This window comes from Kordiimonas lipolytica (assembly GCF_001550065.1).
Map to the genome: position 1 here is coordinate 1 of NZ_LRUB01000007.1, position 25505 is coordinate 25505.

Here is a 25505-nt window from a genome sequence, read left to right on the forward strand (position 1 = left end):
CTTATACATTGAGAGGCACGAAGATTTGTTATGATCTTCGTGCCTCTTTGATTTTGAACAGGGGGTGGCCACCCCCTGTTCAAGGTGCGGAATGTGGTTGAGCCCACTCGGGGCAAGACCTTTTACGGTCGTAAAAAAGCATAACCCTTCCGCACCACAGAGGCTTCGTCGAACCGCTGAGTGAGCTTTTACGCTCGTGTATAAGAAAGACAAAGCCAATGACTTATACCACGCGATCCATTGGGATCGACATATCAAAATCATCCTTTGACGTTTGCCTGCTGCCAGAAGGCGAAGCAGACACATTTACCAATAATACATCCGGCATTGCCAAATTCCTTTCGTGGGTTGCTGACAGGGAAGACATTGAACGGCTGATCCTGGAGCCTACAGGTGGCTATGAACGCATGGTCACAGATGCCTTGCTTGCAGCCGGGTTGCCGGTTGCCAAAGTTAATGCCCGATATATCCGTCAGTTTGCCCGGGCCAGTGGGCAATTGGCCAAAACCGACAAGGTGGATGCCTTTGTGCTAGCCGACTATGGCAGGCGCATGGAAACACGCCTTCTTGAACAACCTTCTGAACAGCAGCAGGAACTCTCAGACCTCGTAGTCCGATACAAACAGCTGTCCCACATGATTGTCCAGGAAAAGAACCGCCGGGAAAAGCTGCTGAACAAGGCAAGAGACTGGATCGAAGAGGCTCTGAATTTCCTGCTGGAACAGCGTCAAGCCGTTGTGGAAGCGATGGAGGAATGCCTGGAACAGGATGCAGCACTCAAGGCCAGGGCCAAAGTGTTGACTTCAATAAAGGGCATTGGATTGCGGACCGCCTGCTTCCTGCTGGCAGGCCTGCCGGAACTGGGTCATCTCGACAAAGGACAAATCGCCAAGCTCGTTGGTCTAGCCCCAATCAACCGGGATAGTGGTCTAATGCGCGGCAGGCGGACAATTACAGGAGGACGGAAACATGTGCGCGATGCTTTATATGTGGCGACACTCCCCGCCATTCGCTTCGATCCGGAAATGAAAGCTTTCTATCAACGCCTCAGGGAAAACGGGAAGCCCGGTAAAGTCGCTCTCATTGCAGTCACTAGAAAAATCCTCATTCGCGCAAACGCAAAAATGAGGGATCACTATGCAGCCGCGCTTGACACATAACACCGCTGCTTTTTTGTATTTTGGCGCGGGTTCTGTGCCTTCAGGCTCGGTTCGGCAGGCAGAGGTCGGTTTTAAAGGGGGCAGGGTGCGTATCTTGATGACTATTGCAGCCCGACAGTGTTCTGTGGAAATGGCGCCCTTGTGGCCTTCCTGCGCCTTTACAGGGGCTTTTGATCTCCAGATACTTATTTCGCCGCTCCCGTGAAGTGAGGTTTTTATGTCAGATGACAAATTGAAACGACAATTGCAGCTTCTTGAAGAAGCGCTGGCAGACCCGGAGGTGCGGGCGTCACGGTATGCGATGGCTTCGCTTTTGTCTGACGATTTTCGTGAGTTCGGCGCATCCGGGCGCGTTTTCGACAAGAAAACGATCCTTGGCCTTCTGGCGGATGAGCCAGATGGGGATAGCTATTTTGTTGAAGAACTAGAAGTGACAAGGCTTGGGCCAGACACAGCACTTGCGACTTACCGCATCCCGCCGCGCTGGGTGGCGGGCAAACAGAAACCCGCGTCGCTCAGAAGCAGTATCTGGCGCATGGAAGAGGGTGTCTGGAAGGTGCTGTTCCACCAGGGAACGCGTCAGCTGACTGACTAAACGGTTTTGGCAAGCTGGCGCATGTATGCCTTACCGGGCATGGCAAGGTTTTCGGCCTCGTCGCGGGTATAGCGTTCCAGAAGTTCCGTTTGGGTCATATAGCCTGCACCGTCGCGGATATCCGCCTCAATCGCGGCCTTCAGGCCAAACGGGTTGCGGGTTTCGATCGCCTTCATGATTTCGACATGACGGTCGGTCACATAATGTTTTTCAAGGTTGGCGAGCGCCAGCCGGTGAAGGGGCCCAAGTTGCAGCCAGACACGCTCGATCATCGGCATGGTCACGGGGTGCGGGTGCGCGAGATATAGCGCCCGGTGGAAGGCCTGGTTGCCAAGGATGATGCCTTGTGGGTCCGGGCCTTCGAACGCCTGGTTCTGCTCTTCATTGAGCTCCTTGAGAAGCTCAAGCCGCTCGTCTGTCACATATGGGAGCGCACGCTCGGCCGCATGCACTTCAAGCATGATCCGAAGCTCCAGCAATTCCGCCAGCTTGGCTGGCGTCAGGTCAGGCACGGTGATGCGGCGATTTGACTTCAATTCCAGCGCGCCTTCGCTCGTGAGCCGCCTTAGGGCTTCGCGAACCGGCATGGCTGATACATCTAGCATCTGGGCGATGCCGCGGATGGTCAGGGCACGGCCAGGCTGCACCTGGCCGGACATCACAGCGAACCGAAGCGCGCGATAAACCCATTCCTGCGCTGTTTCGTTATCTACGCGGTCCAGCCAGTCGAAATTGAAGTCGTCTTTGCTCATAGGCTCCTTCTTACGCAAGAATGGCAAAGCCAATCAAGGATAATAGCGCACCGACCACTGCAAACGGCAATTGCGACAGGGCGTGCTGGATGGGCGTGGTGCCACAGCTTTGGGCTGTCAGGACCGTTGCGTCCGCATAGAGGCAGGCGTGGCTGCCGAAAGTGCTGGCAGAAAGCGTTGCCCCGATCACGAGCGGCACATGGGCGCCTGTCGCCAGAGTCAGTTCGGCGATAACCGGCAGCGCGATCACAAACATGCCCCAGCTGGACCCGGTCGCGAAGGCAATCAGCCCCATCACGCCAAACACAATGAACGGCAGGGTTGATGCCGTCATGAAGGGCGTTGTCAGCTCAAGGATATAGTCAGTGAGGCCAAGCTGGTCGTTGATATCCTTCAGCATATAAGCCGCGAAAATGATCGCCAGTGCCTCGATCATCGTTTTGAAGCCGTCGATGATGGTGTTGAAGGTGTCGTGGTGATCCAGAATGCGGAGCCCGATTATCGCCAGCGTCAGAAGCGCCAGTGTGGCATAGGTGGCGGGCAGGAATTCCATATCATAATAGATGGTGAAGCCCACAAGCCCGGCGAGCGGCATGATGAATAGCCACACATTTCGGATTACGCCTTCCTTTTCCACAATGGATTCGTTTGATGCCTGAATATGTTCCGCGCCTGGCGGCACGCACTGACCAAACTCCTGCGCCCGGTATTCAGCCTTTTTCATGGGGCCGATCAGCGGGAACTTGCCCGCAGCCACCAGCGGCACGATCAGAAGCGCAATCCATGCATAAAGCATGTAAGGAATGCCTGAAATATAGGTCCAGATGCCTTCGCCTTCGGCTGCCAACCCTGTATCAACCAGGAGAGCAGAGAAGAACACTCCCCACGTGGAAAGGGGGATGAGCACGCTTACCGGGGCGGCTGTACTGTCGATCACATAGGCCAGCATCTCGCGGCTGACGCGGTATTTGTCCGTGATCTTGCGCATGGCGGCGCCTGCGGTAATGGAATTGAGATAGTCATCGACAAACAGCGCCACACCCAGCGCCCAGGTTGCCATGATGGCCGTGAAACGGCTGGTGACCCGTTTGGTGACGATGTCGACAAAGGCAGCTAGTGCACCGGTTCGGATGAAGAGACCAATCAGACTGCCCATGGCCCCGCATACCAGGATAACCCAGATCAGGTCATCGTCTGCAAGTACGCGCATGGTTGTTTCGGCGGTGACAGTGACGAAATCGCCACCGTTCAGCATGATGATGCCAACGACAGCCCCAATGATCAGCGCTTCAATCGGACGCTTGATGGTAACTGCCAGAACAAGAACCACAAGTGTGGGGATCAGCGTGAGTATGCCGTGATGGCTCAGGTCTGCCGCTGTTTCCATTTAATCGTCTCTCCAAAAAAGTAGGGCGCAGCCTGTTGGCTACGCCCACTATGGTTTGCTTATAGCTGCACCCAGGTTGTTTTCAGGTTGGTGTATTTATCAAGCGCATGCAACGATTTATCGCGCCCGAAACCACTTTGTTTATAGCCGCCGAACGGGATTGACAGGTCCCCGGTCGGATCCCAGCAGTTCACCCAGATGGTGCCGGCCTGTAGGGCGCGAGCCATGCGGTGAGCGCGGCTGATATCCTTGCTCCACACGGCGGCAGCGAGGCCATAGATGGTGTTGTTGGCGATCTCGATGGCTTCTTCTTCGCCGTCGAACTCGATCACAGCCAGAACCGGGCCAAAAATCTCTTCCTTGGCGATGGTCATTTCTGGCGTCACGCCGTCAAAGATGGTTGGCTGAATGAAGTAGCCGCCGGTCTCAGTACGGGCAGCCGCGCCACCGGTCGCGAGCTTGCCGCCATCCTTGCCTGCGGTCTCGATATAGCTGAGGACACGACTGTACTGGCTGTCGTCCACGATGGCGCCCAGGTTGGTCTTGGGGTCAAGCGGATCGCCCGGCACCCAGCCTTTGGCGGCTTCAAGCACCTTGGCCATGAACTCGTCCTTGATCTTCCTGTCAACGAGCAAGCGGGAGCCTGCAGTGCAGACCTCGCCCTGGTTGAAGAAGATCGCGCCTGCAGCGGCTTGTGCCGCAGCGTCCAGATCAGGGCAATCGTCCATGATTATGTGCGGGCTTTTGCCACCGCACTCAAGCGCAATACGCTTAAGGTTCGACTGGCCGGAATATTCCATGAAATATTTGCCAACCTGGGTCGAGCCGGTGAAGGCCAACCCGTCCACATCCATATGAAGGCCAAGCGCCTTGCCTGCGGTGTGGCCAAGGCCTGGCACCACGTTGAAGACGCCAGCCGGGATGCCAGCCTCTTCAGCAAGGTCTGCGATCCGAAGCGCTGTCAGGGGGGACTGTTCGGCTGGCTTCAGTACTACTGAGTTACCGGTCGCGAGCGCTGGGCCCAGTTTCCAGCAGGCCATCAGAAGCGGGAAGTTCCAAGGCACCACGGCCGCGACGACCCCGATTGGCTCCCGCGTGATCATGGCAAGGGCGCCAGGATCGGTTGGGGCGATTTCATCCAGAACCTTGTTGGCGGCTTCGCCGTACCAGCGGATCGAATTGGCAGAGGCCGGAATGTCGATGCTCGTCGCGTCAGAGATGGGCTTGCCCATATCCAGTGTTTCAAGAACCGCCAGTTCATCCGCATGCTTTTCAATCAGGTCCGCCCAGCGGATCATTACTTTGCCGCGCTCTGTGGGGTGCAGATCCGCCCAAATGCCACTTTTGAATGCCTTGCGGGCAGCGGCTACAGCCATGTCCACGTCTGCCATATCGCATGAAGCGACATTGGCCAGGACCTTGCCTGTTGCAGGGTTGATGGTCTCGAACGTCTCGCCTGAGGCCGCGTCTACGCGCTTGCCGTCGATATAGGCCTGGGTGTGGATCCTGGCGTCCTTGGCTTTCGCCTGCCAGTATCCGAGTGTTTTATCTGTCATGGTAAAACTCCTTACATTACGCCGATTTCTTTGGCTGTCAGGTCCAGCGCAAGGCGCGCCTTTTCAACCAATTCATCAATCTCATCATTGGTGATGATCAAAGGTGGGCACAGGATCATCGAATTGCCCACATGGCGCATGACAAGGCCGTTATTGAAACAGTGTTCACGGCACTTGAAACCAACATCCAGTTCATCAGGGAACAGTTCCTTGGTTTCCTTGTTTTTCACCAGTTCTATGCCGCCCAAGAGGCCCACAGTACGTATCTGGCCGACAAGCGGATGGTCAGACAGTGTCTCCAGCTTTTCACGGAAATATGCGATGCGGGCTTTGGCTTCGTCTGTGCCAACAAGGCCCTCGCGTTCCATGATCTCGATGTTCTTGAGCGCCACGGCACAGGCCACAGGATGGCCGGAGTAGGTGAAACCATGCACCATTTCTTCATCGCTTTTGGCGATTTCATGGGCAATGTCGCCGCCCATCGCCACAGCTGAAATCGGCTGATAGCCGGAAGAAAGGCCCTTGGCCATGGTGATGATGTCTGGCTGGATGCCATAGTAAGTGGAGCCGAACCATTCGCCTGTGCGGCCCCAGCCGGTGATGACTTCGTCGCACCACAGGAGGATGCCATACTTGCGGCACAGGGCTTCAATGCGCGGCCAGTAGCCTTCCGGTGGCGGCATCATGCCGCCTGCGCCCATTACTGGTTCGCCAACGAAGGCGGCCACATTTTCAGGGCCAATCTCAAGGATTTTGTCCTCAACGGCTTGGACGCACTGGTCGCAGAACTCTTCTTCGCTCAGATCGCCGCCGAACTTATAGTGGTGCGGTGTCGGGCCCACATGGTGGATGCCCTCGATCGGCAGGTCGAACTGCGGGTGCATGCCCGTCAGGCCTGAAAGCGATGCCGCAACAGTGGTGGAGCCATGGTAGGCCCGCTCACGTGCAATGAACTGCTTCCGGTTTGGTTGGCCCTTCAGGTTCCAATAGTATTTCACCAGCTTGTATGCGCTATCAACCGCTTCGGAGCCGGAGCAGGCGAACAGAACCTGATTGATATGGCCCGGCGTCTTTTCGGCGATCTTGGCCGCAAGCTCGGTCGCGTATGGGTTCGACGTCATGAAGAAGAGGTTATAGTAGCTCAGACCGCGCATGGCTTCTGCTGCAGCCTGAACCATTTCTTCATTACCGTAACCGATCTGGGCGCACCAAAGGCCAGCCATGCCGTCCAGGATTTTCTGGCCTTCGCTGTCTTCCAGATACACGCCCTTGGCACCTGTGATCATGCGCACACCGCGTTCACGCAGGCCCGGGTGGGCGGTGAAGGGATGCAGGTGGTGTTCCGCGTCCTGGCTTTGCCAGAACTTGGTACGATTGCTTAATTCAGTCATAACTTACACCGTCAGTAGGAGGTATTTCGTTTCCCAAGGGCTCAGAACCGATGAATAGCTGTCGTATTCCATTTCCTTGGCGTCGAGATAGGTTTCCACAAAACCTTCGCCGAAGATGTCGCGGATGGCCTTGCTCCGGCGCATGTTTTTCATGCCTTCAAGGAAGTGCCTTGGCAGGGCCTTGCCGCGCGCTTCATAGGCAGAGCCTTTGAATTCCGCCGATGGCTCCAGGCCTTCTTTCATGCCCAGATAACCACAGGCCAGCGATGTCGCGATGGCGAAATAAGGGTTGGCGTCAGAACCGGCGATGCGGTTTTCGACGCGGCGACCTTCCTTCGGGCCACCCGGCACACGAAGACCCACTGAGCGGTTCTCACGGCTCCAGTGCGTGTTCGTTGGTGCCGACCAGGCCATGGAGAAACGGCGATAACTATTCACGAATGGTGCGAACAGCGGCATGGTTTCATGCAGGTATTTCTGCAGGCCAGCAATGTGGCTCAGGAACAGGTCGGAATGGCTGCCATCTTCATTGGCGAAGATGTTCTTGCCTGTCTTGATGTCTACCACAGATTGGTGGATATGCATGGCGCTGCCATAGCTGTCAGGGTAGGGGCTTGCCATGAAAGTGCAGAACATGTTGTGACGGATGGCGATGGCCCTGAGGATGCGCTTGAACAGGAACGACTGGTCAGCAACCTGAAGGGCAGGCCCATGGGTCACGTTGAACTCGAACTGGGCTGGCCCAGCCTCGTGGATCAGTTCGTCCACATCAATGCGCTGAGCTTCACAAGCGTCATACACGTCATCGAAATAGGCCGCATATTCATCCAGGCTGTCGATCGAATATGGGGCGGAGCCCACATCGCGACGCCCTGAAGCGCCAACCGGAGAAATCGGAAGTGATTCAACGTCTTCCTGGCGATCGATCAAGTAAAACTCGAACTCTGGAGCGACGATTGGCTGCCAGCCTTCGTCCTCATAAAGCTTGAGGACGCGCTTCAGCAATTGGCGCGGCGAGAACACGCAAGGGTCGCCGTTTTCAAGCTCTGCATCGCAGATAACGGCGGCAGTGGGTTCAGGTTGCCACGGTGTCATGCACAGTGTGTCCAGGTCCGGCATCAGGATCACATCCCGCTCGGTCTCAGACAAATGATCATTCAAGGCATAGTCGCCTGTGATGGTCATGCCGAACACAGTTTCTGGCAGCTTCAAACCACGGGACTTGAGGCCCTCGATGAATTTGACGCGCGGCATGGATTTACCGCGGGCAATACCCGCGTTATCTGCCACCATACATTCGATATCGTCGATATTTTCGGCTTTGAGCCAGTTGTCCAGCTCTTCGATGCGCTTTGCATCATACATAGATCACCTATGCAGGGCCCATTACTGGGCCGTGTCCTTCTCTATAAGGTTCTGTTGGTCTTATGCTCGCGAACGGCATTGCCGAACGCGTTAAAGATTTTGGTGGAAGGCGCATCTTCCCAGGCCTTCCATTCCGGGTGCCACTGGACTGCCAGGGCAAAAGCTTTTGCGCCGTCAACGGAGACGGCTTCGATTGTTTCGTCATCGGCCAGGGCTTCGACGCTCAGGCCAGGTGCCAGGTCGCGGATTGCCTGGCCGTGCACTGTGTTGACCATGAATTGGCTTTCGCCGGTAACACGGGCCAGCAGGCCACCTTCGGTGGTTGAGACAGAGTGCGCGTGGCCATACTGGACTTCCACTGGGGCGTTCTTGTCTTCCCGGTGATCCATGCGGCCTTCAATCTCGTGGACGCGCGGGTAAAGCGTGCCACCCAACGCCACATTCAGTTCCTGCAAACCGCGGCAGATGCCCAGCATGGGCACACCAGCCTTCAGCACCTCGCCAACAAGGGCAAGCGTGTTCTTGTCGCGCCGTGGGTCTTCATGTTCGCCGTCAGGCGCTGCTGATTCACCATAATGGTGGCGCTGGATATTGCTGTAGCCTCCGGTGAACAGAATACCGTCCGCGATGGCAAAGATGTCTGCCGCAGCGATCGGGTCTTCAAGTGCCGGGATCAGCACAGGGGTGACGTCAGCGCAGCGCACCAGGGCCTGGATGTATTTGTCCCCCACCTGGTGGTAGACATGCGGGCCTTGCTGGCTGGTATCGCAAACGATGGCAACAACCGGCTTCATGCTGCTTCTCCTTTATTATGCGCTTCTTCATCTTCATCTGCAGGATGGGCTTCATGCCATTTGAAGAGGTTCAGCTCGATGAAGAAGAAGGCCAGGATCCAAAGGAAGGCGTCCCAAAAGCCCATGAAATCACCAAGGAATGCCCAATAGGTACAGCAGGCAATCAGCGTCAGATAAAGAACAGCCTTCAGGATACCGTTCCATTTATAGAGCTTTTCCGTCAGTTCGCCGCGAAGCTGCAGGAAGATATCCACCCAAAGCACAAGCACAATCAAAAGCCAGGTTGACGCGTTTATCACGTCAGTAACGGCCAGTTCTTCAAGGTACAGGAGGTTTTCTTTATCTGTCAGCGCGTTATAGTCGGCGTGGAAAAAGAGTGTGGATGAATCGATGCTGCCGCAGTTTTGCGCTGTCAGTTCGACAAACTCATAAAGATCAAGCGCCAGCGACGATACAGTGCCAACCGCCTGACAGGCGGTTCCAGCTGCATATGGCATGAAGTTCATGACCTCATTCATATGGTTTATGTACCCAAGAAGGGCCTGTGTAATCAGCACATAACAGACGCCGGCGACTAAATTGAGGCCCCATTTTACAGGGCCCTTCAGCTTTTCATCGGGGATGATATAGGTCTCAAGCTCGAAGGTCAGCAGCAGTACCAGCCAGGCGAAACTGTCCGTGGACTGGGAGAAGGCATCGACCAGGATGCCAATACCAACCCCATCAGGGAAGCGAACGGCAGCGGCGATATACTCTTCGCGCATGAAATAAACGAGATTGATAAAAATGAGCGTGTAGATGGTATATTTGAACACCTGAAACAGCGTTTCTGGCTTCAACCCCAATATCCGTCGCTCTGCGGTCATTGATAAATTCCCCACTTCCCACCTAAGCCTTTTCTATATACCGAGTTTGTCCCGCATCGAATACCACCAGCAGCCAAGGGTGCTTAACGGTACACTAAGAAGCTGTCCTCCGGGGAAGCTTCTTGCGGGCATGCTTGCAAACACATCGAAATGTGTCGCATCGCCGTGCAGTGCATGGGCGACAAGACGTCCCATCATATGGGAGCTGGTGACGCCGTGACCACTGTAACCATGGGCGAAATACGTCCCGCTGCCAAGCCGGCCAACATGCGGCAGGCGCGACCAAGTTAGTGCGATATTGCCCTGCCAGCCAAAGTCCACCTTCAAATCCTTTGTCGCCGGGAACAGGCGTTCCATGTTCGGGCGCAATGCTTTTTCAACGTCGGCGACATCTTCGCCGCCATAAACTGTGCCGCCACCAAACAACAGGCGCTTGTCGGCTGTCAGGCGAAAATAATCCAACACATAGTTGGCATCCTCGACGCACATATCAGTCGGCAGAATGTCATTTGCCATTTTATCGGAAAGCGGCTCGGTCACAATGATTTGCGTGCTGGCAGGCAGGATTTTGGGGTAGAGCTGTTTCACGGTTTTTCCGAGATAAGCATTACCTGCAAGCACGACATATCGGCTGGTGACCGAGCCGCTTTCCGTGTGCACAACAGGAGTAGCGGACTGGTGGTCCACTTCTGTTACGCGTGTTTGTTCAAAGATGCGGGTGCCCAAGCCTTCAGCAGCCTTGGCTTCGCCCTGTACCAGATTAAGGGGGTGGATATGGCCGCCCTTGTGATCAATCCAGCCACCGACATATTTATCGGTACCCACATGATCGCGGATCGCGTGGCTGTTCAGAATTTCAATGCCGTTCCTGCCGCGTGACGCCCACATGTCCCTCACTTCGGTCATGCCGCGCAACTGCTTTGTGGAACATGCAGCAAGCACGGAACCGTATTTAAGGTCACACTTGATACCGTAACGGCTGACAAGCTCGCGGATCACGTTGCCGCCTTCAAGCGCCAGGGATGCAAGTGCTGTCGCGCCTTCTGGGCCAACGGTGTTTTCAATATATTCGATTTCACGGCTGAAGCCGTTGATGATCTGTCCGCCGTTTCGGCCCGAGGCACCCCAGCCAACCTTGGCGCCCTCAAGAATCACAACGTCATAACCGAGTTCAGCGAGCGTCAGGCCTGTAACCATGCCTGTAAAGCCGCCGCCAACGATGCAGACATCCGCTTCGATGTCGCCTTCAAGGGCGGGGCGGTTCTTCGTATCATTAGCGGTCGCGGCATAATACGAGCCGGTATGTTCAGTATGTTGCTGCACAAATACACCTGTTAGCATAGAGGGGTGACTGGGCCCTTAGGCCGATAACTTGCGAATAAAGTGATCACATTTTTGAAAATGGGTCAAGTGAACTTTTAAAATCCCGTTTAAACAGCAGGATAAAGGGGTTTTTAGCCGATATGGCCATGATTCAATGTGGCTGATTGAGTAAAAATGGCCCAGCCGTGTTGACACTAATCTCATTTTGTGATCACATTGTCTCGTGCCTAGAGAGTTGCCGCTGCTGGTACCGTGGACAAAATGTTCCGAGTAATTCGTTCAGGTTGCCGGGCAGCGGCGCTTCCTCTGGGTATAGAAAAGTGGGATTTTGAAATGAAACTGAGTGATCATTCCTTATTGAAGGATAAGGGCTATATTGACGGTTCCTGGGTGGACGCGCAGTGTGGTGAAACATTCGACGTGAAAAACCCGGCGACGGGTGAAGTGATTGCAACGCTTCCCAATATGGGAGCGGTTGAGACGCGCGCGGCAATCGAGGCTGCTGAGGCTGCCTTTGCAGATTGGCGTGGCCGAGTGGCTGCAGAGCGCTCCCGTATTCTGAAAAAATGGTATCAGCTCATTATGGATGCGCAGGAAGACCTGGCGCAGATCCTGACGGCCGAAATGGGTAAGTCACTCGCGGAAGCGCGTGGCGAAATCGCTTACGGCGCCAGTTTCATTGAATGGTTTGCAGAAGAGGGCAAGCGCGTATACGGCGATGTGATTCCGCAGCACCAGGCCGACAAGCGCATCATTGTGCTGAAGCAGCCAATTGGCGTTGTGGCGGCTATTACGCCCTGGAATTTCCCGAATGCGATGATTACTCGTAAAGTTGCGCCGGCGCTAGCTGTTGGCTGCCCGGTTGTGGTGAAGCCTGCGGCGGAGACGCCGCTGTCTGCACTTGCGCTCGCTGAGCTTGCAGAACGCGCAGGCCTGCCAAAAGGTTTGTTGAATATCATTGTGGGCAAGAAATCCCGCGATATTGGTGGTGAGATGTGTGCCAACGAGACGGTGCGCAAGCTGACCTTCACTGGCTCCACCGAAGTTGGTCGGGTGCTGATGCGCCAGTGTGCGGACGATATCAAGAAGGTGTCGCTGGAGCTTGGCGGCAACGCACCGTTCATTGTGTTTGATGATGCGGACATTGATGCCGCTGTTGAGGGCGCCATGGCGTCCAAATACCGCAATTCCGGCCAGACCTGCGTGTGTGCCAACCGCCTGTATGTGCAGGCCGGTGTCTATGACGAATTTGTTGAAAAGCTGGCTGAAAAAGTCACGGCCATGAAGGTTGGCGACGGCACCGAAGAAGGTGTGGTGCAAGGGCCGCTTATTAACGAGGCGGCCATTGAAAAGGTCGAAGAACATATTTCGGATGCACTCGGCAAAGGGGCTGCGCTGGTGACGGGTGGTTCACGCCATGCGCTCGGCGGCAGCTTCTTTGAGCCGACTATCCTGCGGGACGTCACGCGCGAGATGAAAGTCGCGCGCGAGGAAACATTTGGCCCTGTAGCGCCTGTGTTCAAATTTGATGACGAAGCCGATGTCGTGGCCCAGGCCAATGACACGGAATTTGGCCTTGCCTCCTATTTCTATGCTCGCGACCTGTCGCGGGTATGGCGGGTGGCTGAGGCGCTTGAGTACGGCATGGTCGGTATCAATACTGGCATCCTGTCAACAGAAGTGGCGCCGTTTGGCGGCGTTAAACAGTCCGGCCTGGGGCGCGAAGGTTCGCGCTACGGGATCGAGGATTATGTTGAAGTGAAGTATCTCTGCATGGCGGGAATTTAATGTGAGTAGTGTAAGTATGCCAGTTAGTGAGGAAATAAAGTCCTTCATGAAGGACAATCCGGATATTGAAGTAGTGGAAGTGCTGATTGCAGATATCAATGGTATCTTCCGCGGCAAGCAGATGCCTGCCTCCGGTCTCAAGAAACTGGCAAAAAATGGTGTTCCGTTTCCAATCACCACCACGTTCCTGACTACGAACGGCTCGAATGCGGAATATACGCTTGATGAATACGGCAGTGACCCTGACCGCATCTGTATGCCGGTGCCGGGTACGCTGAAACGCGTTCCCTGGGCTTCGCGTCCGACCGCTCAAATCCAGGTCACCATGCAGAACAGTGACGGTACGCCTTTCTTTATGGACCCGCGTGCCGTTCTGCAGCGGGTGCTGGCGCGCTATGCCGAAAAGGGCCTTCGCCCGGTTATTGCGCTTGAATATGAGTTCTTCCTGTTCGATCGGGGTTCCATTCCGCCGGTGCCAGTGTCGCCGCCGAACGGTATGGCGGCCGCAAGCGGCGCCAATTGCTACAATATGGACGTCTATTATGACTTCGAAGGCCTGATGCAGGAAATCGAGAATGATTGCCGTGCCCAGGGTCTGGATGTCATTGGTTTGGTTTGCGAATACGGCAATGGCCAGTTCGAGGTGAACCTGCAGCACACGTCAAATGTAGAGAAGGCCTGTGATGATGCGCTTCTTTTGAAGCGAGCTGTTAAGGCGGTGGCGCTGAAGCACGGTCTGTTGGCAAGCTTCATGGCCAAGCCGATTTTTGACGAAGTTGGTAACGGCCTTCATGCGCATGTAAGCGTGCTGGACGAGGACGGTAACAATATCTTCGCGGGCGAAGATGGTGAGGAACTGTTGAAGCATGCGGTGGGGGGGCTTCTTCGCACCATGCCGCAGGCAACTGCTTTCTTTGCGCCAAACGCCAATAGCTACCGCAGATTCGACCCAGACTGGTTTGCGCCGGTGGTGCCAAACTGGGGTGAAAACAACCGCCGCCTGAGCGTGCGACTGCCGCTTTCCGATGAAGCAAATCGCCGGTTTGAACACCGTGTTTGCGGCGCAGATGTGTGCCCGCATCTGGTGGTGGCAGCAATCCTTGCGGGTGCTTTCCACGGACTTCGGGACGAAACCGACCCAGGAGAGCCTCTTGGCGAGTTTGATCTGGTAGATTTTGACGGGGTTCTGCCGCCACGCTGGCGCATTGCGCTGGATGTGCTGGAGAAAAGCAAGATCATGCGCCGCTATCTGGGCGATGACTTCGTAGATTTGTACCTGCAGGTGCGCCGGTCGGAGGAGGAGGAATTCCACCGTCAGATCAGCACCGCCGATTATGAACAGTATTTGAGAATTATCTAGAGGCCTTATGCGTATTCGCGATTCCATCCATAGTGACCAATTGCCGCCATCTTATTATACGGCGACCTGCAATGACCTTGAGCCTTTTAGCCGCCTAGAAGGCAATATGAAGGTTAATGTGTGTGTTGTCGGGGGCGGTTTCACTGGCGTTGCCGCAGCGCTCCACCTTGCCGAGCGGGGCTTCGAGGTTGCGCTCGTGGAACAGAACCGCATTGGCTGGGGCGCCTCTGGCCGCAATGGTGGCCAGGTTATCGGCGGCTATGGGCCGGAGCTGTCTAACCTGTCCAAGATCGAGAAGGTTTTTGGCAAGGATAACGCGCGCGCAGCCTGGGAAATGGGTGTTGAATGTGTCGACATCATCAAGGATTGGGTTGCCAAATACGATATCGACTGCGACCTGAAGTGGGGCTATTTCGACGCTGCGATGAAAGAGCGCGAAATGGACGAACTGAAGGAGGCCATGGATACGCTGGTCGGCTTTGGTTATGAGCCGGAGCAAAAGGTGATCGGTGCCGACGAAGTAAAGAACATCGTAGGCTCTGACCGCTATATCGGCGGTGTCACCAACATGGGATGGGGGCATTGCCACCCGCTTAATCTAGTGCGTGGTGAAGCTCGGGCTGCCGAAAAGCTCGGCGTAAAGGTTTTTGAGGACGCGCGTGTCGCCAATATGGACTTTCAGGAAGGCCACACCATCATTGACATGGGTACTTGCCGCATCACCGCTGATATCGTGGTGCTGGGCGGCAATGCCTACCTGGGTCGTTTGGTGCCAAAGCTGGCGTCACGCGTGCTGCCGGCCGGCAGCTATATTGTCGCAACGGAGCCGCTCAGCGATGAACAGGTGGCAAGCATTTTGCCATCAGATTACGCTGTGTGCGACCAGCGCTGGGCGCTGGATTATTTCCGCCTTTCGGCCGACAAGCGACTGCTGTTTGGTGGCCTTGCGACATATTCGGGGCGCCACCCGCGTGACATCGTTGCAGCCGTGAAGCCCAATATGCTGAAGGTGTTCCCGCAGCTGGAAGACGTGAAGGTCGACTATAGCTGGGGCGGTTATATGGGCATCGGCCTGAACCGTATCCCGCAGGTTGGCAGGTTGAATCCGAATGTTTATTTTGCCCAGGCCTATTCCGGCCATGGTGTGGCAGCAACGCACATGTCGGCAAAATTGATCGCCGAGGCGATTGCAGGACAGTTCGAACGCTTTGATATCATGGAAAAAATCAAGCATCCTCCATTCCCTGGGGGGCAAATGTTTGCCCAGCCCCTGCAGGCTATTGGTATGGCCTATTACCGCATGAAGGACGCATTGGGATAAAGTCATGGCTTCAAACACCGGCACCATTGGAATGAAACCAACAGGCGCTGCCCCTCGCGAGATGGGGCAGGCGGATGTGGCTAAATTCCTGCGCCGGGGGTATCAGGCGTTGATGCGCCGGGATTTCAAGGAAGCCGGTGGTTGCTGCAATCTGGTTCTGAAATACCATCCCAAGCTTTTAGAAGCCCATTTCCTGGTTGGACTTGTTGGGATTGAAAGCGGTGACTGGATAACCGCGCGCCGGGCCTTCAAGAATGTTGTTTCGCTGAATGACAAACACGCCGCTGGTTGGGCCCAGTTTGCGCGCTGCTGTGCAAAGATGGGCCAGTTTACCATGGCGGAAAAGGCTGTCCGCCACGCTGAAGAGAACGCCCCCAAGGACCCACTGGTGTTGGACGTCATCGGCAATGTTCACAGTATTCTTGGCGATCAGAAAACGGCGCTGGAGTGGTTCGACAAGGCACTGGCGGGTGCCGGTTCCGCCTTCTTTGAGTTGAGCCGCGCGAAAGCCCTGACATTCCTTGGGCGGCTTGAGGAAGCGGCAGAATCTCTTGGTAAAGTGCTGGCAGAAAAGCCTGATGATGGTATGGCGCACTGGATGCTGGCGCGTCTGGACAAGGCGGCTGACGACAGCCACGCCAGGACCATGAAAGAAATAGCAGATCGCCTGCCTACCGGACACCCGAGCCACGCGTTCCTGAACTATGCCATCGGCAAGGAATATGAAGACCTGGAAGCCTGGGACGAAGCGTTCGCGGCTTACGATGCAGGAGCCCGGGCGCGCCGCGCGTCTGTTCCATACGATGAACAGGCTGAGATTGAGCTTTTTGAAGCCCTGGAGCAGACCCTTGATGAAGAATGGCTCAGCAGTGTGGGTGAGGGGGCGTCAACTGATGCCCCAATTTTCATTGTTGGCCAGCCACGGACCGGAACCACGCTTGTGGAGCGGATCATCACAGCGCACAGCGATGTAGATTCAGCGGGTGAGCTGCAACAGTTTGCCATGGGGATCAAGCGCCAGCTTGAGATGAGCTCGCCCAAGCCGATGACGGCCGACATCATCAGGGAAACACCGAAGCTGGACGCAAAGGCCCTTGGAGAGCTGTATCTGGAGACGACCAAATCTGTGCAGCCAGATACCAAGCGGTTCATCGACAAGATGCCTGTCAACTATATGTATTTGCCGCTGATTGCCGCGGCACTACCGAACGCAAAAATCATTCATATTGTGCGCGACCCGATGGACAGCTGTTTTGCAAGCTACAAGCAGCTGTTTGCCGAGGCCTACTATCATTCCTATGACCAGGCAGAGATGGCGCGCCACCATGTGCGATACCGCAGGCTGATGGACCGCTGGCGCGACCTGCTTGGTGAGCGCATCCTGGATGTGCGCTATGAGGACGTGGTGCAGGACCTGGAGCCGAACGCTCGCCGCATCATCGATTTTCTGGGCCTTGATTGGCAAGACGCCTGTGTGGATTTCCACGAACAGGATGCTGCGGTGACGACCGCAAGTGCCGCGCAGGTGCGCGAAAAGGCCCATACCCGGTCTGTTGGCCGGTGGAGGAAATTTGAAAAGAATCTGAGCCCAATGATGAATGAGCTCAAGAACGCCGGGCTTGAAGTGGAGCCCATTTGAAACTGGGTGGCAGCGCGGCAATGGGGCCGCAAGCGCACCTTAGGTTAAACATGAGAGCAACAGGTTTGGAGACGGAACATGTTGCTTAACACACCCCGACCCCCGTCGGGCAATTCCTTAGGGGAGGAGCAGAAAATGAAAACTGTCCATCGAACCCGCAATCGGGCCTTGGCCACAGGTGCGTCACTTGGCGCAATCCTGCTTGCCAGCGGTGCCGCATTTGCACAGGATTCCGATAGCAATACATTGTCGCTTGAGGAGATTGTGGTAACGGCGCAAAAACGTGCCCAGTCCACGCAGGATGTACCTGTTTCCATCACGGCCTTTGATGCCAACTTCACAAAGCGTGTGAATTTGGATGATGTGAAGGATCTGGTGAAGTTTGCGCCTGGTTTTTCCGGCGACAGTAAAGACAGCTTCATCGACTATATCAACATTCGCGGTATCTCCACGAACGACTTCGGCGTTGGCGGCGATCCATCCGTTGGCTTCTTCAAGAACGGTCTCTATCAAGGTCGGAACGGTGTGGTTGTAACCTCCATGTTCGATATGGAGCGCGCGGAAGTGTTGCGCGGTCCGCAGGGCTTCCTGTTCGGCCGTAACGCCATCAGTGGCGCTGTCAGCCTGCATACGCAAAAGCCGAATTTCGACGATAATGACGGTTATGTAGAAGTTGGGCTTGGCGAGCGTGGCATCTTTGAAGCTGAAGGCGCTATTAACCTGCCAATGTCAGACAATTTTGCCCTTCGTCTCGCGGCTTACCACAGCGAAGAGAACGGCTATGTCGATAACACGGCCAGGCCAAATGACGACAAGCTTGTAGCCCATGACAAGTCTGCCTTCCGGGCGACGGCTGCTATGCGCGGTGAGAGCTGGGATGCCACTGTCATGGCGGAATATGAGGACCGTGACCAATCTGGTTCCATCTACCGTCTTATCCGCGATGACGTGCCGGAGAATGACGGTTTCTCCATCGTCCAGCACCTGAAAAATGTACTGGGTGAAGAGAATGTGCTGCCGGGCGGCAACAAACGCGATGTGGGGGCCGACCAAAAGCTTGGCAACTATGACCGCGGTGAAGTCCTGTCGCTGAGCGCGGAGATCAACGTGGACCTTGAGTTTGCCACCCTGACATCCATGACGGGATACAAGGACCACGACTATGAGTATGCCGAAGATTTCGACGGCATGCCGATTGGCTTCAACGACTATGGCCAGATCCAGAGCGGTGACTATTTCGAGCAGGAGCTGCGTCTCGTATCGAATGGTGACGGCCCGCTGAGCTGGTATGCCGGTGTTTCTTACTATAAGGAAAACATCGATGCGCACTTCGATCAGCGTGCTGACGAAGAAGTCATGTGCCTTGTTTACTATTACTACAGCTGTTCTGAAGTGTTTGCCTACTATGAGTGGGGCGAGTTCACGCCAAACGCTGTTGGCCTTCTGGAATCGAACGATGTTACCGGCAGCTATGAAGGTTGGGGCGCATACCTTGACCTGACCTATGCTGTTAGCGACAAGTTCGAAGTAGGTATGGGCCTGCGCTACAGCAAGGACACCAAGGAATTTGGCAACAACATCCTGCCAGTGGAAAGTGAGCTCGGACCGTTCTGGGCATTCGGTGTTACCACTGACGGCTTCGTGACTGGCAAGCATTCCTGGGATGATTTCACCCCACGCTTCGTAGCGCGCTATCGCCCGAATGACGACTGGATGATCTATGCCAGTGCCACGCGTGGCTTTAAGGCAGGCGGTTTCGGCAGCTTCGCCGTTGAAGCGGACGATGACGATGTAAATGATGATCTGGTGGCCGAAAACGCGACGCTGAACCAGTTCGATCCGGAAACCGTTTGGTCCTATGAGGTAGGCGTGAAAGGCGACATGTTCGACCGCCGTATCCGCATGGACATGAGCGTTTACCACTATCGCTACAAAGACCTGCAGTTGAACTATTTCGACAAGGGCACGCGGGTAACCAACGTGGGTAAAGTGAAGGCGACCGGTATCGAGGGTACTGTTCAGGCGATCCTGAGCGAGAACTTCGACCTGTTCCTGTCAACGTCCTACAACGATAATGAGATCAGCAATGTTGATCCGGTTGTTGCTGAAGGTGTCGACGGCAATACGCTGCCGGGCACGCCGAAGTTCACCTTCGCAGGCCTGTTGTCTTACCACCAGCCGATTGGTGACGATGGTGAGATCAACGCGTCCATCGACTGGCGGACCCAGACCAAGACCTATGGCGGTCTCGATAACATCGACCTCTATGCCCAAGAAGGTTGGTCTGACTTCTCGGCTCGCGTGGGCTACGAAAGCAACAGCGGCTGGCAAGTTGTGGCCTATGTAGAGAACATCTTTAACCGCATGTATTATGACGGCACCGCCGAAGGCGGGGATTTCTTCCCTGGTCATGGTTTCGGTATCAGCCGTCCGCGGACGTTCGGCGCCCGGTTTACCTATCGCTTCGGCAGCTAGGACTGACGCCTAACTGGTTGTAATTAAAAGAGTATCATTTTGTTGGAGAGGCCTGCGGGCCTCTCCTTTCAGATGAGGTGTGTCATGAATGACCAAAGTAAACGAGTGAATGACGACTTGGCCGCCTATTGGATGCCATTTACGCCAAACAAGGATTTCAAGGCCAACCCGCGCATTCTGGAAAGCGCGGATGGGCTATATTATAAAACCAGCGACGGGCGCCAGGTGATCGACGGATCATCCGGCCTTTGGTGCTGTGCGCTTGGCCACAACCACCCGAAGGTAGTGGAAGCCATCAGGGAACAGGCCGGGGTGCTGGATTATTCCACGGCCTTCGCGTTCGGGCACAAGGGTGCGTTCGAACTTGCCAACATGCTTCGGGACACCATGCCGGGCAGCCTGGATCATTTCTTTTTCACCAACTCGGGCTCTGAATCGGTGGATACCGCGCTCAAGATCGCAATTGGCTACCACCGCTTGCGTGGTGAAGGCCAGCGCACGCGGCTGATCGGCCGGGTGGGCGGCTATCACGGTGTGGGCTTCGGCGGCATTTCCGTTGGCGGCATGGTGAATAACCGCAAATTCTTCGGCTCGCTGTTGCCGGGCGTGGACCATCTGCCGTTCCCATATAATCCGGATACCATGTCCATGAGCCGGGGCCAGCCTGAAGGCGGCATGCATCTGGCGGACGAGCTTGAGAATATCATCGGCCTTCATGACCCCAGCACCATTGCGGCCGTGATCGTTGAGCCGGCTGCTGGTTCCTGTGGCGTCTATATCCCACCGAAGGGTTACCTTGAGCGGCTGCGTGAGATCACTAAGAAGCACGGCATCCTCTTGATCTTTGATGAGGTGATCACTGCATTTGGGCGTCTTGGTTATGCTTCTGCATCCGAGCGTTTCGGGATTGAGCCTGATCTGATGACCACAGCGAAGGCCATCAACAACGGCGCTGTGCCGATGGGGGCAGTGGCCGTGCAAAAGGAAATCTACGATACCTTTATGGACGAGACCAAAGCCGGTGTGGAGCTGTTCCACGGCTATACCTATTCTGCCCACCCGCTTGCGGTGGCGGCGGCTATTGCCACGCAGAAGGCCTTTAAGGAAGAGGGCGTCTATGAAAACGTCCGTGCGCTCAGCGGCTATTTCGAGGACATGGTCCATGATCTTGCCTCTGCCGATACGGTCACGGATGCCCGCAACCTGGGCTTCATGAGCGCGATTACATTCGCCCATAAGGACGGTACGCCGATGAAGCGGGCTGGCGAGATTTTCCAGCGTTCTTATGAAAATGGCCTGAAGGTTCGGATGAGCGGCGACCATATCGCGATCGCACCGCCGCTCAATATATCCAAATCAGATATTGACAAGATCGGTGAAATCATGCGGAAAACCATCAACGAGGTTGGTTAGTATCGCGAGATTTCATGGTCAGAAAACATGTCAAAAGGGTAATGCCCGCCACGCGCATCGGACGCATTGTGGTGGGCATTCTTCTTATTATCGGCGGCGTGCTGGGCTTTTTGCCTGTTCTTGGCTTCTGGATGATCCCGCTTGGTTTCCTCGTGCTTTCGGTTGATTTCCCGGCGGTTCGCCGGTTTCGGCGGAACCAGGAAGTTAGACTCGGGCGTTGGTGGCAAACGCGCAAGGCCAACCACAAGAAAAGGCAAAAAAAGAAAAGCGAGGAGACACCTGAATGACATATGCGATCAGCTATGACGATATTCTAAGTGCTGCCAACCAGATAGCTGGTGTGGCGGTGCGAACGCCCCTGATAGAGAGCCCTGCGCTCAACGACCGTGTAGGCGGCAGAGTGTTCATCAAGCCGGAGAACCTCCAGCGCGTAGGGGCCTTCAAGTTTCGTGGTGCCTACAATCGCCTCTCACGCCTGACGGATGCAGAAAAAGCCTGTGGTGTTGTGGCTTTTTCAAGTGGGAACCACGCGCAAGGGATAGCGCACGCGGCAGAGCTGCTGGGCATTAAAGCAACGATTGTCATGCCTAAGGATGCACCCGAGCTGAAGCTTGCCAACACGCGCGGCTTTGGCGCTGAAGTAGTGCTTTATGACCGCTATAACGAAGACCGGGAAGCGGTTGCCGGGCGTGTGGTGGGCGACAGCGGCGCGACCGTTGTGCCCCCCTATAACGACCCTTTCATCATGGCCGGCCAGGGCACTGTGGGGCTGGAAATTGCCCAGGACCTTGAGGCCATGGGCGTGACGCCGGACCAGGCGGTCATCAACTGCGGTGGTGGTGGTTTGTGCTCAGGGGCCTATATGGCGCTCTATAAGCATTTTCCTGAACTGAACGGTTATGTGGTTGAACCCGAAGCCTTCGATGACGTCACACGGTCGCTTGAAAGCGGCACGATCGAACAGGTGGATTTTGGTGCGCGGTCCGTGTGCGACGCCTTGTTGACGCCAAGTGCGGGCGACTTGACGTTCCCGATCATGAAAGACCTCGGGCTGAAGGGAATTACCGTGTCGGACGATGAGGCGCTGGACGCTGTGGCCTATGCAGCCATTCGCATGAAGCTGGTGGGCGAGCCGGGCGGCGTTGCGTCGCTTGGGGCACTTCTGTCTGGCAAGTTTGAGGCCAAAGACAAGACCACGGTGGTGGTGATTAGTGGTGGTAATATCGAACCAGCTCAGCTTCAGGCGTGTCTTGAAAGAAGCGTGACATAAGGTCGCGGATAGGGCTTGGCCTCGGGCGCTGGTTGCGCTATAGAGCGGTCGAGATGGTTTGTTAAGGGCACCGGGACAGTGCCAGTCAATTGGAGCGAGATACAATGATGGATATCAACGAACAGGAACGCACCTTCGATGGTTTCATGAAAGCAATGGTACGGGGTACTGCTGCTGTCGTTGTGCTGATGATCTTTCTGGCGGCCTTCGTTGCCTAAGGCGTGAGCCATACCCAATAAAAAAGCGGCCAGATGGCCGCTTTTTTTTATGCCTGGCCTTGATGGCCTCCTTAGTGGCGAGGAATAGCCTTCAGCTCATACTGCCCCTTTTCAAGGTGGCCGAACAGCTCGCCAACATCCGGGTGATTGACAGGCTCATCTGAATCGTCTGCGACCAGGTTCTGCTGCGAGACATATGCCTCATAGCTCGAATCCTCATTTTCCGCGAACAGGTGATAGAAGGGCTGTTCCTTGGCCGGGCGGATCTCCGCTGGAATGGATTCCCACCATTCCTCGGAATTGGAAAATTCTGCATCCACATCGAAAACCACGCCACGGAACGGGAAATAGCGGTGCCGAACCACCTGGCCGATCGTAAACAGAGGGTTTTTCGTTACTTTTGGATCATGCTGCATTTTAGCTTACGACTCCTTTACTGAAGCGTCAGATAGGCATCTCAAGCATCTTTGTCAACAAAGCTTGCAATTTATCGCACGCGGGGGTCACTCTAGCGCACAGAAGTTGGCAAAAGCTTACCAAGCCCTAAGAAATTTACGTTTTTTATTGGGGCAGCGTGAACATAACAATAGGGAGGTATCATGCTTCGTAATACCGTTTCATCTTTCGCACTTCTGCTGGCGCTGACGGCCTGCGAACCCGCGAATGACACTAAAACCGCGCAGGAAGGTCAGGCCACTGAACAGGTCCAGGACGTCAATGCGCAGATCACAGCTTTCTTTGACGAAGCCATGAAGGCTCGTCTGGCGCTCAACCCACTGATGGCTGAACGTCTGGGCGATCGCAGCAACAACGATAAATGGCCGGAACTGACCGACGCGGCTGAAGACGAACAGCTGCAACTGATCAAGGATCAACTGGCCACGCTGAGGACCTTCAATTTCGACAGCCTGAACGAGAAAAACCAGCTCAGCTACCGGATTTTCGAGATCACGGCCGAGCGTTCGATCGAAAACGACCGCTGGCGTGACTATGGCTACCCCGTCAACCAGATGTTCGGTTGGCAGACAGGCATCCCAAGCCACCTGATGACTGTGCACCGCATCACAAATGTGGATGACGCCAAGGCCTACATCGCGCGCCTCAATGGTGTGAACACGCTGATGAGCCAGCTTGTTACATCACTTGAAAAACGGGCAGGCATGGGCATTCAGGCGCCGCAGTTTGTTTATCCTTATGTGATTGAAGCGTCTGAAAACCTGCTCAAAGGAACGCCTTTTGATGACAGCGGCGAAGACAGCGTGCTGCTGGCCGATTTCCGCAAGAAGGTGGCAGACCTTGAGATTTCAGAAGCCGAGCAGGCCGCACTGGTTGATGAAGCATCAGCCGCCCTGTTGGCGGGTGTGAAGCCTGGCTATGAGGCGCTGGTCATGGAGCTCAAAAAGCTTCAGGAAACAGCCACGACCGATGATGGTGCCTGGAAGTTCCCTGACGGCGATGCCTTCTACGCGCAGGCACTGAAGAATATGACAACCACCGACATGACCGCCGACGAGATTCACAATGTGGGTCTTGAGAATGTGGAGCGGATCCATACGGCCATGCGCGAGATCATGGACAAGGTTGGCTTTGAAGGTACGCTGCAGGAATTCTTTGAATTCACGCGTACTGACGAGCAGTTCTTCTATCCGAACACAGAAGAAGGCAAGGCGCAGTATCTGCAGCAGGCCCGCGATATTATCGACGGCATGCGCGCCAAGGTGCCTGAGTATTTCAGCCTGACACCAAGAGGCCCGATGGAAGTGCGGGCGGTTGAAAAGTTCCGCGAGGAATCTGCCGGCAAGGCTTTCTATAATCGCGGCGCGCCGGATGGTTCCCGCCCGGGTATCTTCTATGCCAACCTGCGAGACATGAGCTTCATGCCGATCTACCAGCTTGAAGCGCTTGCCTACCACGAGGGCATTCCAGGACACCATTTCCAGATCACCATCAGTCAGGAACTTGAAGGCGTGCCGCTGTTCCAGCGTGTTGCGCGTTTCACGGCTTTCTCCGAAGGCTGGGGCCTCTATACTGAGGAACTGGGCAAGGACATGGGCTTCTACGAAGATCCATATTCTGACTTTGGTCGTTTGGCAATGGAACTATGGCGTGCCTGCCGTCTGGTTGTGGACACAGGTATTCACTCAAAGAAATGGACCCGTGAACAGGCGATTGATTATCTTGTTGAGAACACGCCAAACCCACGGGGCGACGCCGTAGCGGCAATCGAGCGCTATATCGTGATGCCGGGGCAGGCGACTGCCTATATGGTTGGCAAGCTCAAAATCATGGAGCTCCGCCAGAAGGCCATGGATGAGCTGGGCGACAAGTTCAGCTTTGCTGGCTTCCACCAGGTGGTGCTTGAAAATGGTGCGGTTCCACTTTCGATCCTTGAGGAGAATGTGGACGCCTGGATTAAGTCATTGAAATCCTGAAATTAGTCCCCATATAGGGACTATCTCTTGCGGCGGTGCCACGTCTGTGGTGCCGCCGTTTCTATAAGTGTCACGTCACGGAGCTGTAAGGCGGCTGTCAAAAAACTGCCTTCAAGCTGCGATATACAGGAGAGCACAATAGAAAGAATTGAAAGCGAGTGAATGAATGGAAGATAGAATGAATAATACCATCAATAATGAAGGCCTTCACAGGCTGGTCGCACATGAACTGAAGCGGATGCATCCCACGTCCCGCCAGGAAGCGTACGACAAAATGATCGGCCGTTTGGGGGTCTATGACCGCCAGGGCGATGTGATTGAAGCAGGCGTTCGCGCCTATTTCGACGGCGCGGCAGCCGCGCTTTAGGCCGGTTGATCGCCACAGGCGATCCCAATGCCT

General features: G+C 55.3%; 22 protein-coding genes. 13 read left to right on the forward strand and 9 right to left on the reverse strand.

The window, feature by feature from the left end; genetic code table 11:
- Window positions 1-218: 218 nt before the first annotated feature.
- Together KORM41_RS03780 and KORM41_RS03785 are read left to right on the forward strand one after the other, a co-directional pair.
- On the forward strand, window positions 219-1160 hold the full coding sequence (locus tag KORM41_RS03780; RefSeq protein WP_082719706.1) for an IS110 family RNA-guided transposase: 942 nt from the start codon (window positions 219-221) through the stop codon (window positions 1158-1160).
- A gap of 217 nt (window positions 1161-1377) precedes the next feature.
- Window positions 1378-1755 (forward strand): nuclear transport factor 2 family protein, encoded by a 378-nt coding sequence (locus tag KORM41_RS03785; RefSeq protein WP_068144768.1) that lies wholly within the window; start codon window positions 1378-1380, stop codon window positions 1753-1755.
- Here the strand turns inward: KORM41_RS03785 and KORM41_RS03790 are convergent.
- Genes KORM41_RS03790 through KORM41_RS03825 form a run of 8 tightly spaced genes read right to left on the reverse strand, consistent with a single transcriptional unit; the run spans window position 1752 to window position 11189 of the window.
- Window positions 1752-2507 carry a GntR family transcriptional regulator gene (locus KORM41_RS03790; RefSeq protein ID WP_068144771.1) on the reverse strand — a complete coding sequence of 252 codons (756 nt, stop codon included), beginning with the start codon at window positions 2505-2507 and terminating at the stop codon, window positions 1752-1754. The two genes, KORM41_RS03785 and KORM41_RS03790, sit on opposite strands and share 4 nt — an antisense overlap.
- 10 nt (window positions 2508-2517) lie before the next feature.
- Window positions 2518-3894 (reverse strand): Na+/H+ antiporter NhaC family protein, encoded by a 1377-nt coding sequence (locus tag KORM41_RS03795; protein ID WP_068144774.1) that lies wholly within the window; start codon window positions 3892-3894, stop codon window positions 2518-2520.
- Between the two features lie 59 nt (window positions 3895-3953).
- Window positions 3954-5450 (reverse strand): aldehyde dehydrogenase, encoded by a 1497-nt coding sequence (locus KORM41_RS03800; RefSeq protein WP_068144777.1) that lies wholly within the window; start codon window positions 5448-5450, stop codon window positions 3954-3956.
- Between the two features lie 11 nt (window positions 5451-5461).
- A complete protein-coding gene (locus tag KORM41_RS03805; RefSeq protein WP_068144779.1) occupies window positions 5462-6841 on the reverse strand; it encodes an aminotransferase in 1380 nt (459 codons plus the stop codon).
- Window positions 6842-6844: 3 nt separating this feature from the next.
- On the reverse strand, window positions 6845-8206 hold the full coding sequence (locus KORM41_RS03810; RefSeq protein WP_068144783.1) for a glutamine synthetase family protein: 1362 nt from the start codon (window positions 8204-8206) through the stop codon (window positions 6845-6847).
- Window positions 8207-8247: 41 nt separating this feature from the next.
- A complete protein-coding gene (locus tag KORM41_RS03815; RefSeq protein WP_068144785.1) occupies window positions 8248-9000 on the reverse strand; it encodes a gamma-glutamyl-gamma-aminobutyrate hydrolase family protein in 753 nt (250 codons plus the stop codon).
- Window positions 8997-9866 (reverse strand): hypothetical protein, encoded by an 870-nt coding sequence (locus tag KORM41_RS03820; RefSeq protein ID WP_068144788.1) that lies wholly within the window; start codon window positions 9864-9866, stop codon window positions 8997-8999. Before KORM41_RS03820 ends, KORM41_RS03815 begins: the two co-directional genes overlap by 4 nt.
- Window positions 9867-9899: 33 nt before the next feature.
- Window positions 9900-11189 carry an NAD(P)/FAD-dependent oxidoreductase gene (locus KORM41_RS03825; RefSeq protein ID WP_231727127.1) on the reverse strand — a complete coding sequence of 430 codons (1290 nt, stop codon included), beginning with the start codon at window positions 11187-11189 and terminating at the stop codon, window positions 9900-9902.
- 333 nt (window positions 11190-11522) lie between these two features.
- Between KORM41_RS03825 and KORM41_RS03830 the strand changes: the two genes are divergently transcribed.
- The 9 genes from KORM41_RS03830 to KORM41_RS21490 all read left to right on the forward strand — a co-directional run bounded on the left by KORM41_RS03830 (window position 11523) and on the right by KORM41_RS21490 (window position 22673).
- Window positions 11523-12977, forward strand: a complete 1455-nt coding sequence (locus tag KORM41_RS03830; protein WP_068144793.1) for an NAD-dependent succinate-semialdehyde dehydrogenase — start codon at window positions 11523-11525, stop codon at window positions 12975-12977.
- Window positions 12978-12993: 16 nt separating this feature from the next.
- Window positions 12994-14337 carry a glutamine synthetase family protein gene (locus KORM41_RS03835; RefSeq protein ID WP_082719728.1) on the forward strand — a complete coding sequence of 448 codons (1344 nt, stop codon included), beginning with the start codon at window positions 12994-12996 and terminating at the stop codon, window positions 14335-14337.
- A 7-nt stretch (window positions 14338-14344) separates the two neighbouring features.
- A complete protein-coding gene (locus KORM41_RS03840) occupies window positions 14345-15658 on the forward strand; it encodes an NAD(P)/FAD-dependent oxidoreductase (protein WP_068144800.1) in 1314 nt (437 codons plus the stop codon).
- 4 nt (window positions 15659-15662) lie between these two features.
- Complete coding sequence (locus KORM41_RS03845; protein WP_068144803.1) at window positions 15663-17297, forward strand: tetratricopeptide repeat-containing sulfotransferase family protein; 1635 nt, start codon at window positions 15663-15665, stop codon at window positions 17295-17297.
- A gap of 135 nt (window positions 17298-17432) precedes the next feature.
- Window positions 17433-19772 (forward strand): TonB-dependent receptor, encoded by a 2340-nt coding sequence (locus KORM41_RS03850; RefSeq protein WP_068144806.1) that lies wholly within the window; start codon window positions 17433-17435, stop codon window positions 19770-19772.
- An 84-nt stretch (window positions 19773-19856) separates the two neighbouring features.
- Window positions 19857-21185 (forward strand): aminotransferase class III-fold pyridoxal phosphate-dependent enzyme, encoded by a 1329-nt coding sequence (locus KORM41_RS03855; RefSeq protein ID WP_068145159.1) that lies wholly within the window; start codon window positions 19857-19859, stop codon window positions 21183-21185.
- A gap of 41 nt (window positions 21186-21226) precedes the next feature.
- On the forward strand, window positions 21227-21472 hold the full coding sequence (locus KORM41_RS03860; RefSeq protein ID WP_068144809.1) for a hypothetical protein: 246 nt from the start codon (window positions 21227-21229) through the stop codon (window positions 21470-21472).
- The gene (locus KORM41_RS03865; protein WP_068144812.1) at window positions 21469-22455 is read left to right on the forward strand and encodes a threonine ammonia-lyase; all 987 of its coding nucleotides are present in this window, start codon (window positions 21469-21471) and stop codon (window positions 22453-22455) included. The genes KORM41_RS03860 and KORM41_RS03865 overlap by 4 nt, the downstream gene beginning before the upstream one ends.
- A gap of 104 nt (window positions 22456-22559) precedes the next feature.
- Entirely contained in the window at window positions 22560-22673 is a 114-nt protein-coding gene (locus KORM41_RS21490; protein WP_082719730.1) for an aa3-type cytochrome c oxidase subunit IV, read from the forward strand.
- Between the two features lie 71 nt (window positions 22674-22744).
- Here KORM41_RS21490 and hspQ read toward each other — a convergent pair whose 3' ends face one another.
- Window positions 22745-23089, reverse strand: coding sequence for a heat shock protein HspQ (gene hspQ / locus KORM41_RS03870; RefSeq protein WP_068144815.1), 345 nt, complete (start codon window positions 23087-23089; stop codon window positions 22745-22747).
- Window positions 23090-23272: 183 nt separating this feature from the next.
- Between hspQ and KORM41_RS03875 the strand changes: the two genes are divergently transcribed.
- Together KORM41_RS03875 and KORM41_RS03880 are read left to right on the forward strand one after the other, a co-directional pair.
- The gene (locus KORM41_RS03875) at window positions 23273-25105 is read left to right on the forward strand and encodes a DUF885 domain-containing protein (protein WP_068144818.1); all 1833 of its coding nucleotides are present in this window, start codon (window positions 23273-23275) and stop codon (window positions 25103-25105) included.
- Between the two features lie 178 nt (window positions 25106-25283).
- Window positions 25284-25472, forward strand: a complete 189-nt coding sequence (locus KORM41_RS03880) for a hypothetical protein (protein ID WP_068144821.1) — start codon at window positions 25284-25286, stop codon at window positions 25470-25472.
- Window positions 25473-25505: the final 33 nt, after the last annotated feature.

Bases quoted from the DNA above. Each gene is read 5' to 3' on its own strand.
- KORM41_RS03820 (WP_068144788.1), bottom strand. From the start codon at position 9,866: ATGACCGCAGAGCGACGGATATTGGGGTTGAAGCCAGAAACGCTGTTT.
- KORM41_RS03785 (WP_068144768.1), top strand. From the start codon at position 1,378: ATGTCAGATGACAAATTGAAACGACAATTGCAGCTTCTTGAAGAAGCG.
- KORM41_RS03880 (WP_068144821.1), top strand. From the start codon at position 25,284: ATGAATAATACCATCAATAATGAAGGCCTTCACAGGCTGGTCGCACAT.
- KORM41_RS03815 (WP_068144785.1), bottom strand. From the start codon at position 9,000: ATGAAGCCGGTTGTTGCCATCGTTTGCGATACCAGCCAGCAAGGCCCG.
- KORM41_RS03780 (WP_082719706.1), top strand. From the start codon at position 219: ATGACTTATACCACGCGATCCATTGGGATCGACATATCAAAATCATCC.
- KORM41_RS03845 (WP_068144803.1), top strand. From the start codon at position 15,663: ATGGCTTCAAACACCGGCACCATTGGAATGAAACCAACAGGCGCTGCC.
- KORM41_RS03860 (WP_068144809.1), top strand. From the start codon at position 21,227: ATGCCCGCCACGCGCATCGGACGCATTGTGGTGGGCATTCTTCTTATT.
- KORM41_RS03865 (WP_068144812.1), top strand. From the start codon at position 21,469: ATGACATATGCGATCAGCTATGACGATATTCTAAGTGCTGCCAACCAG.
- KORM41_RS03835 (WP_082719728.1), top strand. From the start codon at position 12,994: ATGCCAGTTAGTGAGGAAATAAAGTCCTTCATGAAGGACAATCCGGAT.
- KORM41_RS03850 (WP_068144806.1), top strand. From the start codon at position 17,433: ATGAAAACTGTCCATCGAACCCGCAATCGGGCCTTGGCCACAGGTGCG.
- KORM41_RS03830 (WP_068144793.1), top strand. From the start codon at position 11,523: ATGAAACTGAGTGATCATTCCTTATTGAAGGATAAGGGCTATATTGAC.
- KORM41_RS03810 (WP_068144783.1), bottom strand. From the start codon at position 8,206: ATGTATGATGCAAAGCGCATCGAAGAGCTGGACAACTGGCTCAAAGCC.
- KORM41_RS03790 (WP_068144771.1), bottom strand. From the start codon at position 2,507: ATGAGCAAAGACGACTTCAATTTCGACTGGCTGGACCGCGTAGATAAC.
- KORM41_RS03795 (WP_068144774.1), bottom strand. From the start codon at position 3,894: ATGGAAACAGCGGCAGACCTGAGCCATCACGGCATACTCACGCTGATC.
- KORM41_RS03800 (WP_068144777.1), bottom strand. From the start codon at position 5,450: ATGACAGATAAAACACTCGGATACTGGCAGGCGAAAGCCAAGGACGCC.
- KORM41_RS03855 (WP_068145159.1), top strand. From the start codon at position 19,857: ATGAATGACCAAAGTAAACGAGTGAATGACGACTTGGCCGCCTATTGG.
- KORM41_RS03875 (WP_068144818.1), top strand. From the start codon at position 23,273: ATGCTTCGTAATACCGTTTCATCTTTCGCACTTCTGCTGGCGCTGACG.
- KORM41_RS03840 (WP_068144800.1), top strand. From the start codon at position 14,345: ATGCGTATTCGCGATTCCATCCATAGTGACCAATTGCCGCCATCTTAT.
- KORM41_RS03805 (WP_068144779.1), bottom strand. From the start codon at position 6,841: ATGACTGAATTAAGCAATCGTACCAAGTTCTGGCAAAGCCAGGACGCG.
- hspQ (WP_068144815.1), bottom strand. From the start codon at position 23,089: ATGCAGCATGATCCAAAAGTAACGAAAAACCCTCTGTTTACGATCGGC.
- KORM41_RS21490 (WP_082719730.1), top strand. From the start codon at position 22,560: ATGATGGATATCAACGAACAGGAACGCACCTTCGATGGTTTCATGAAA.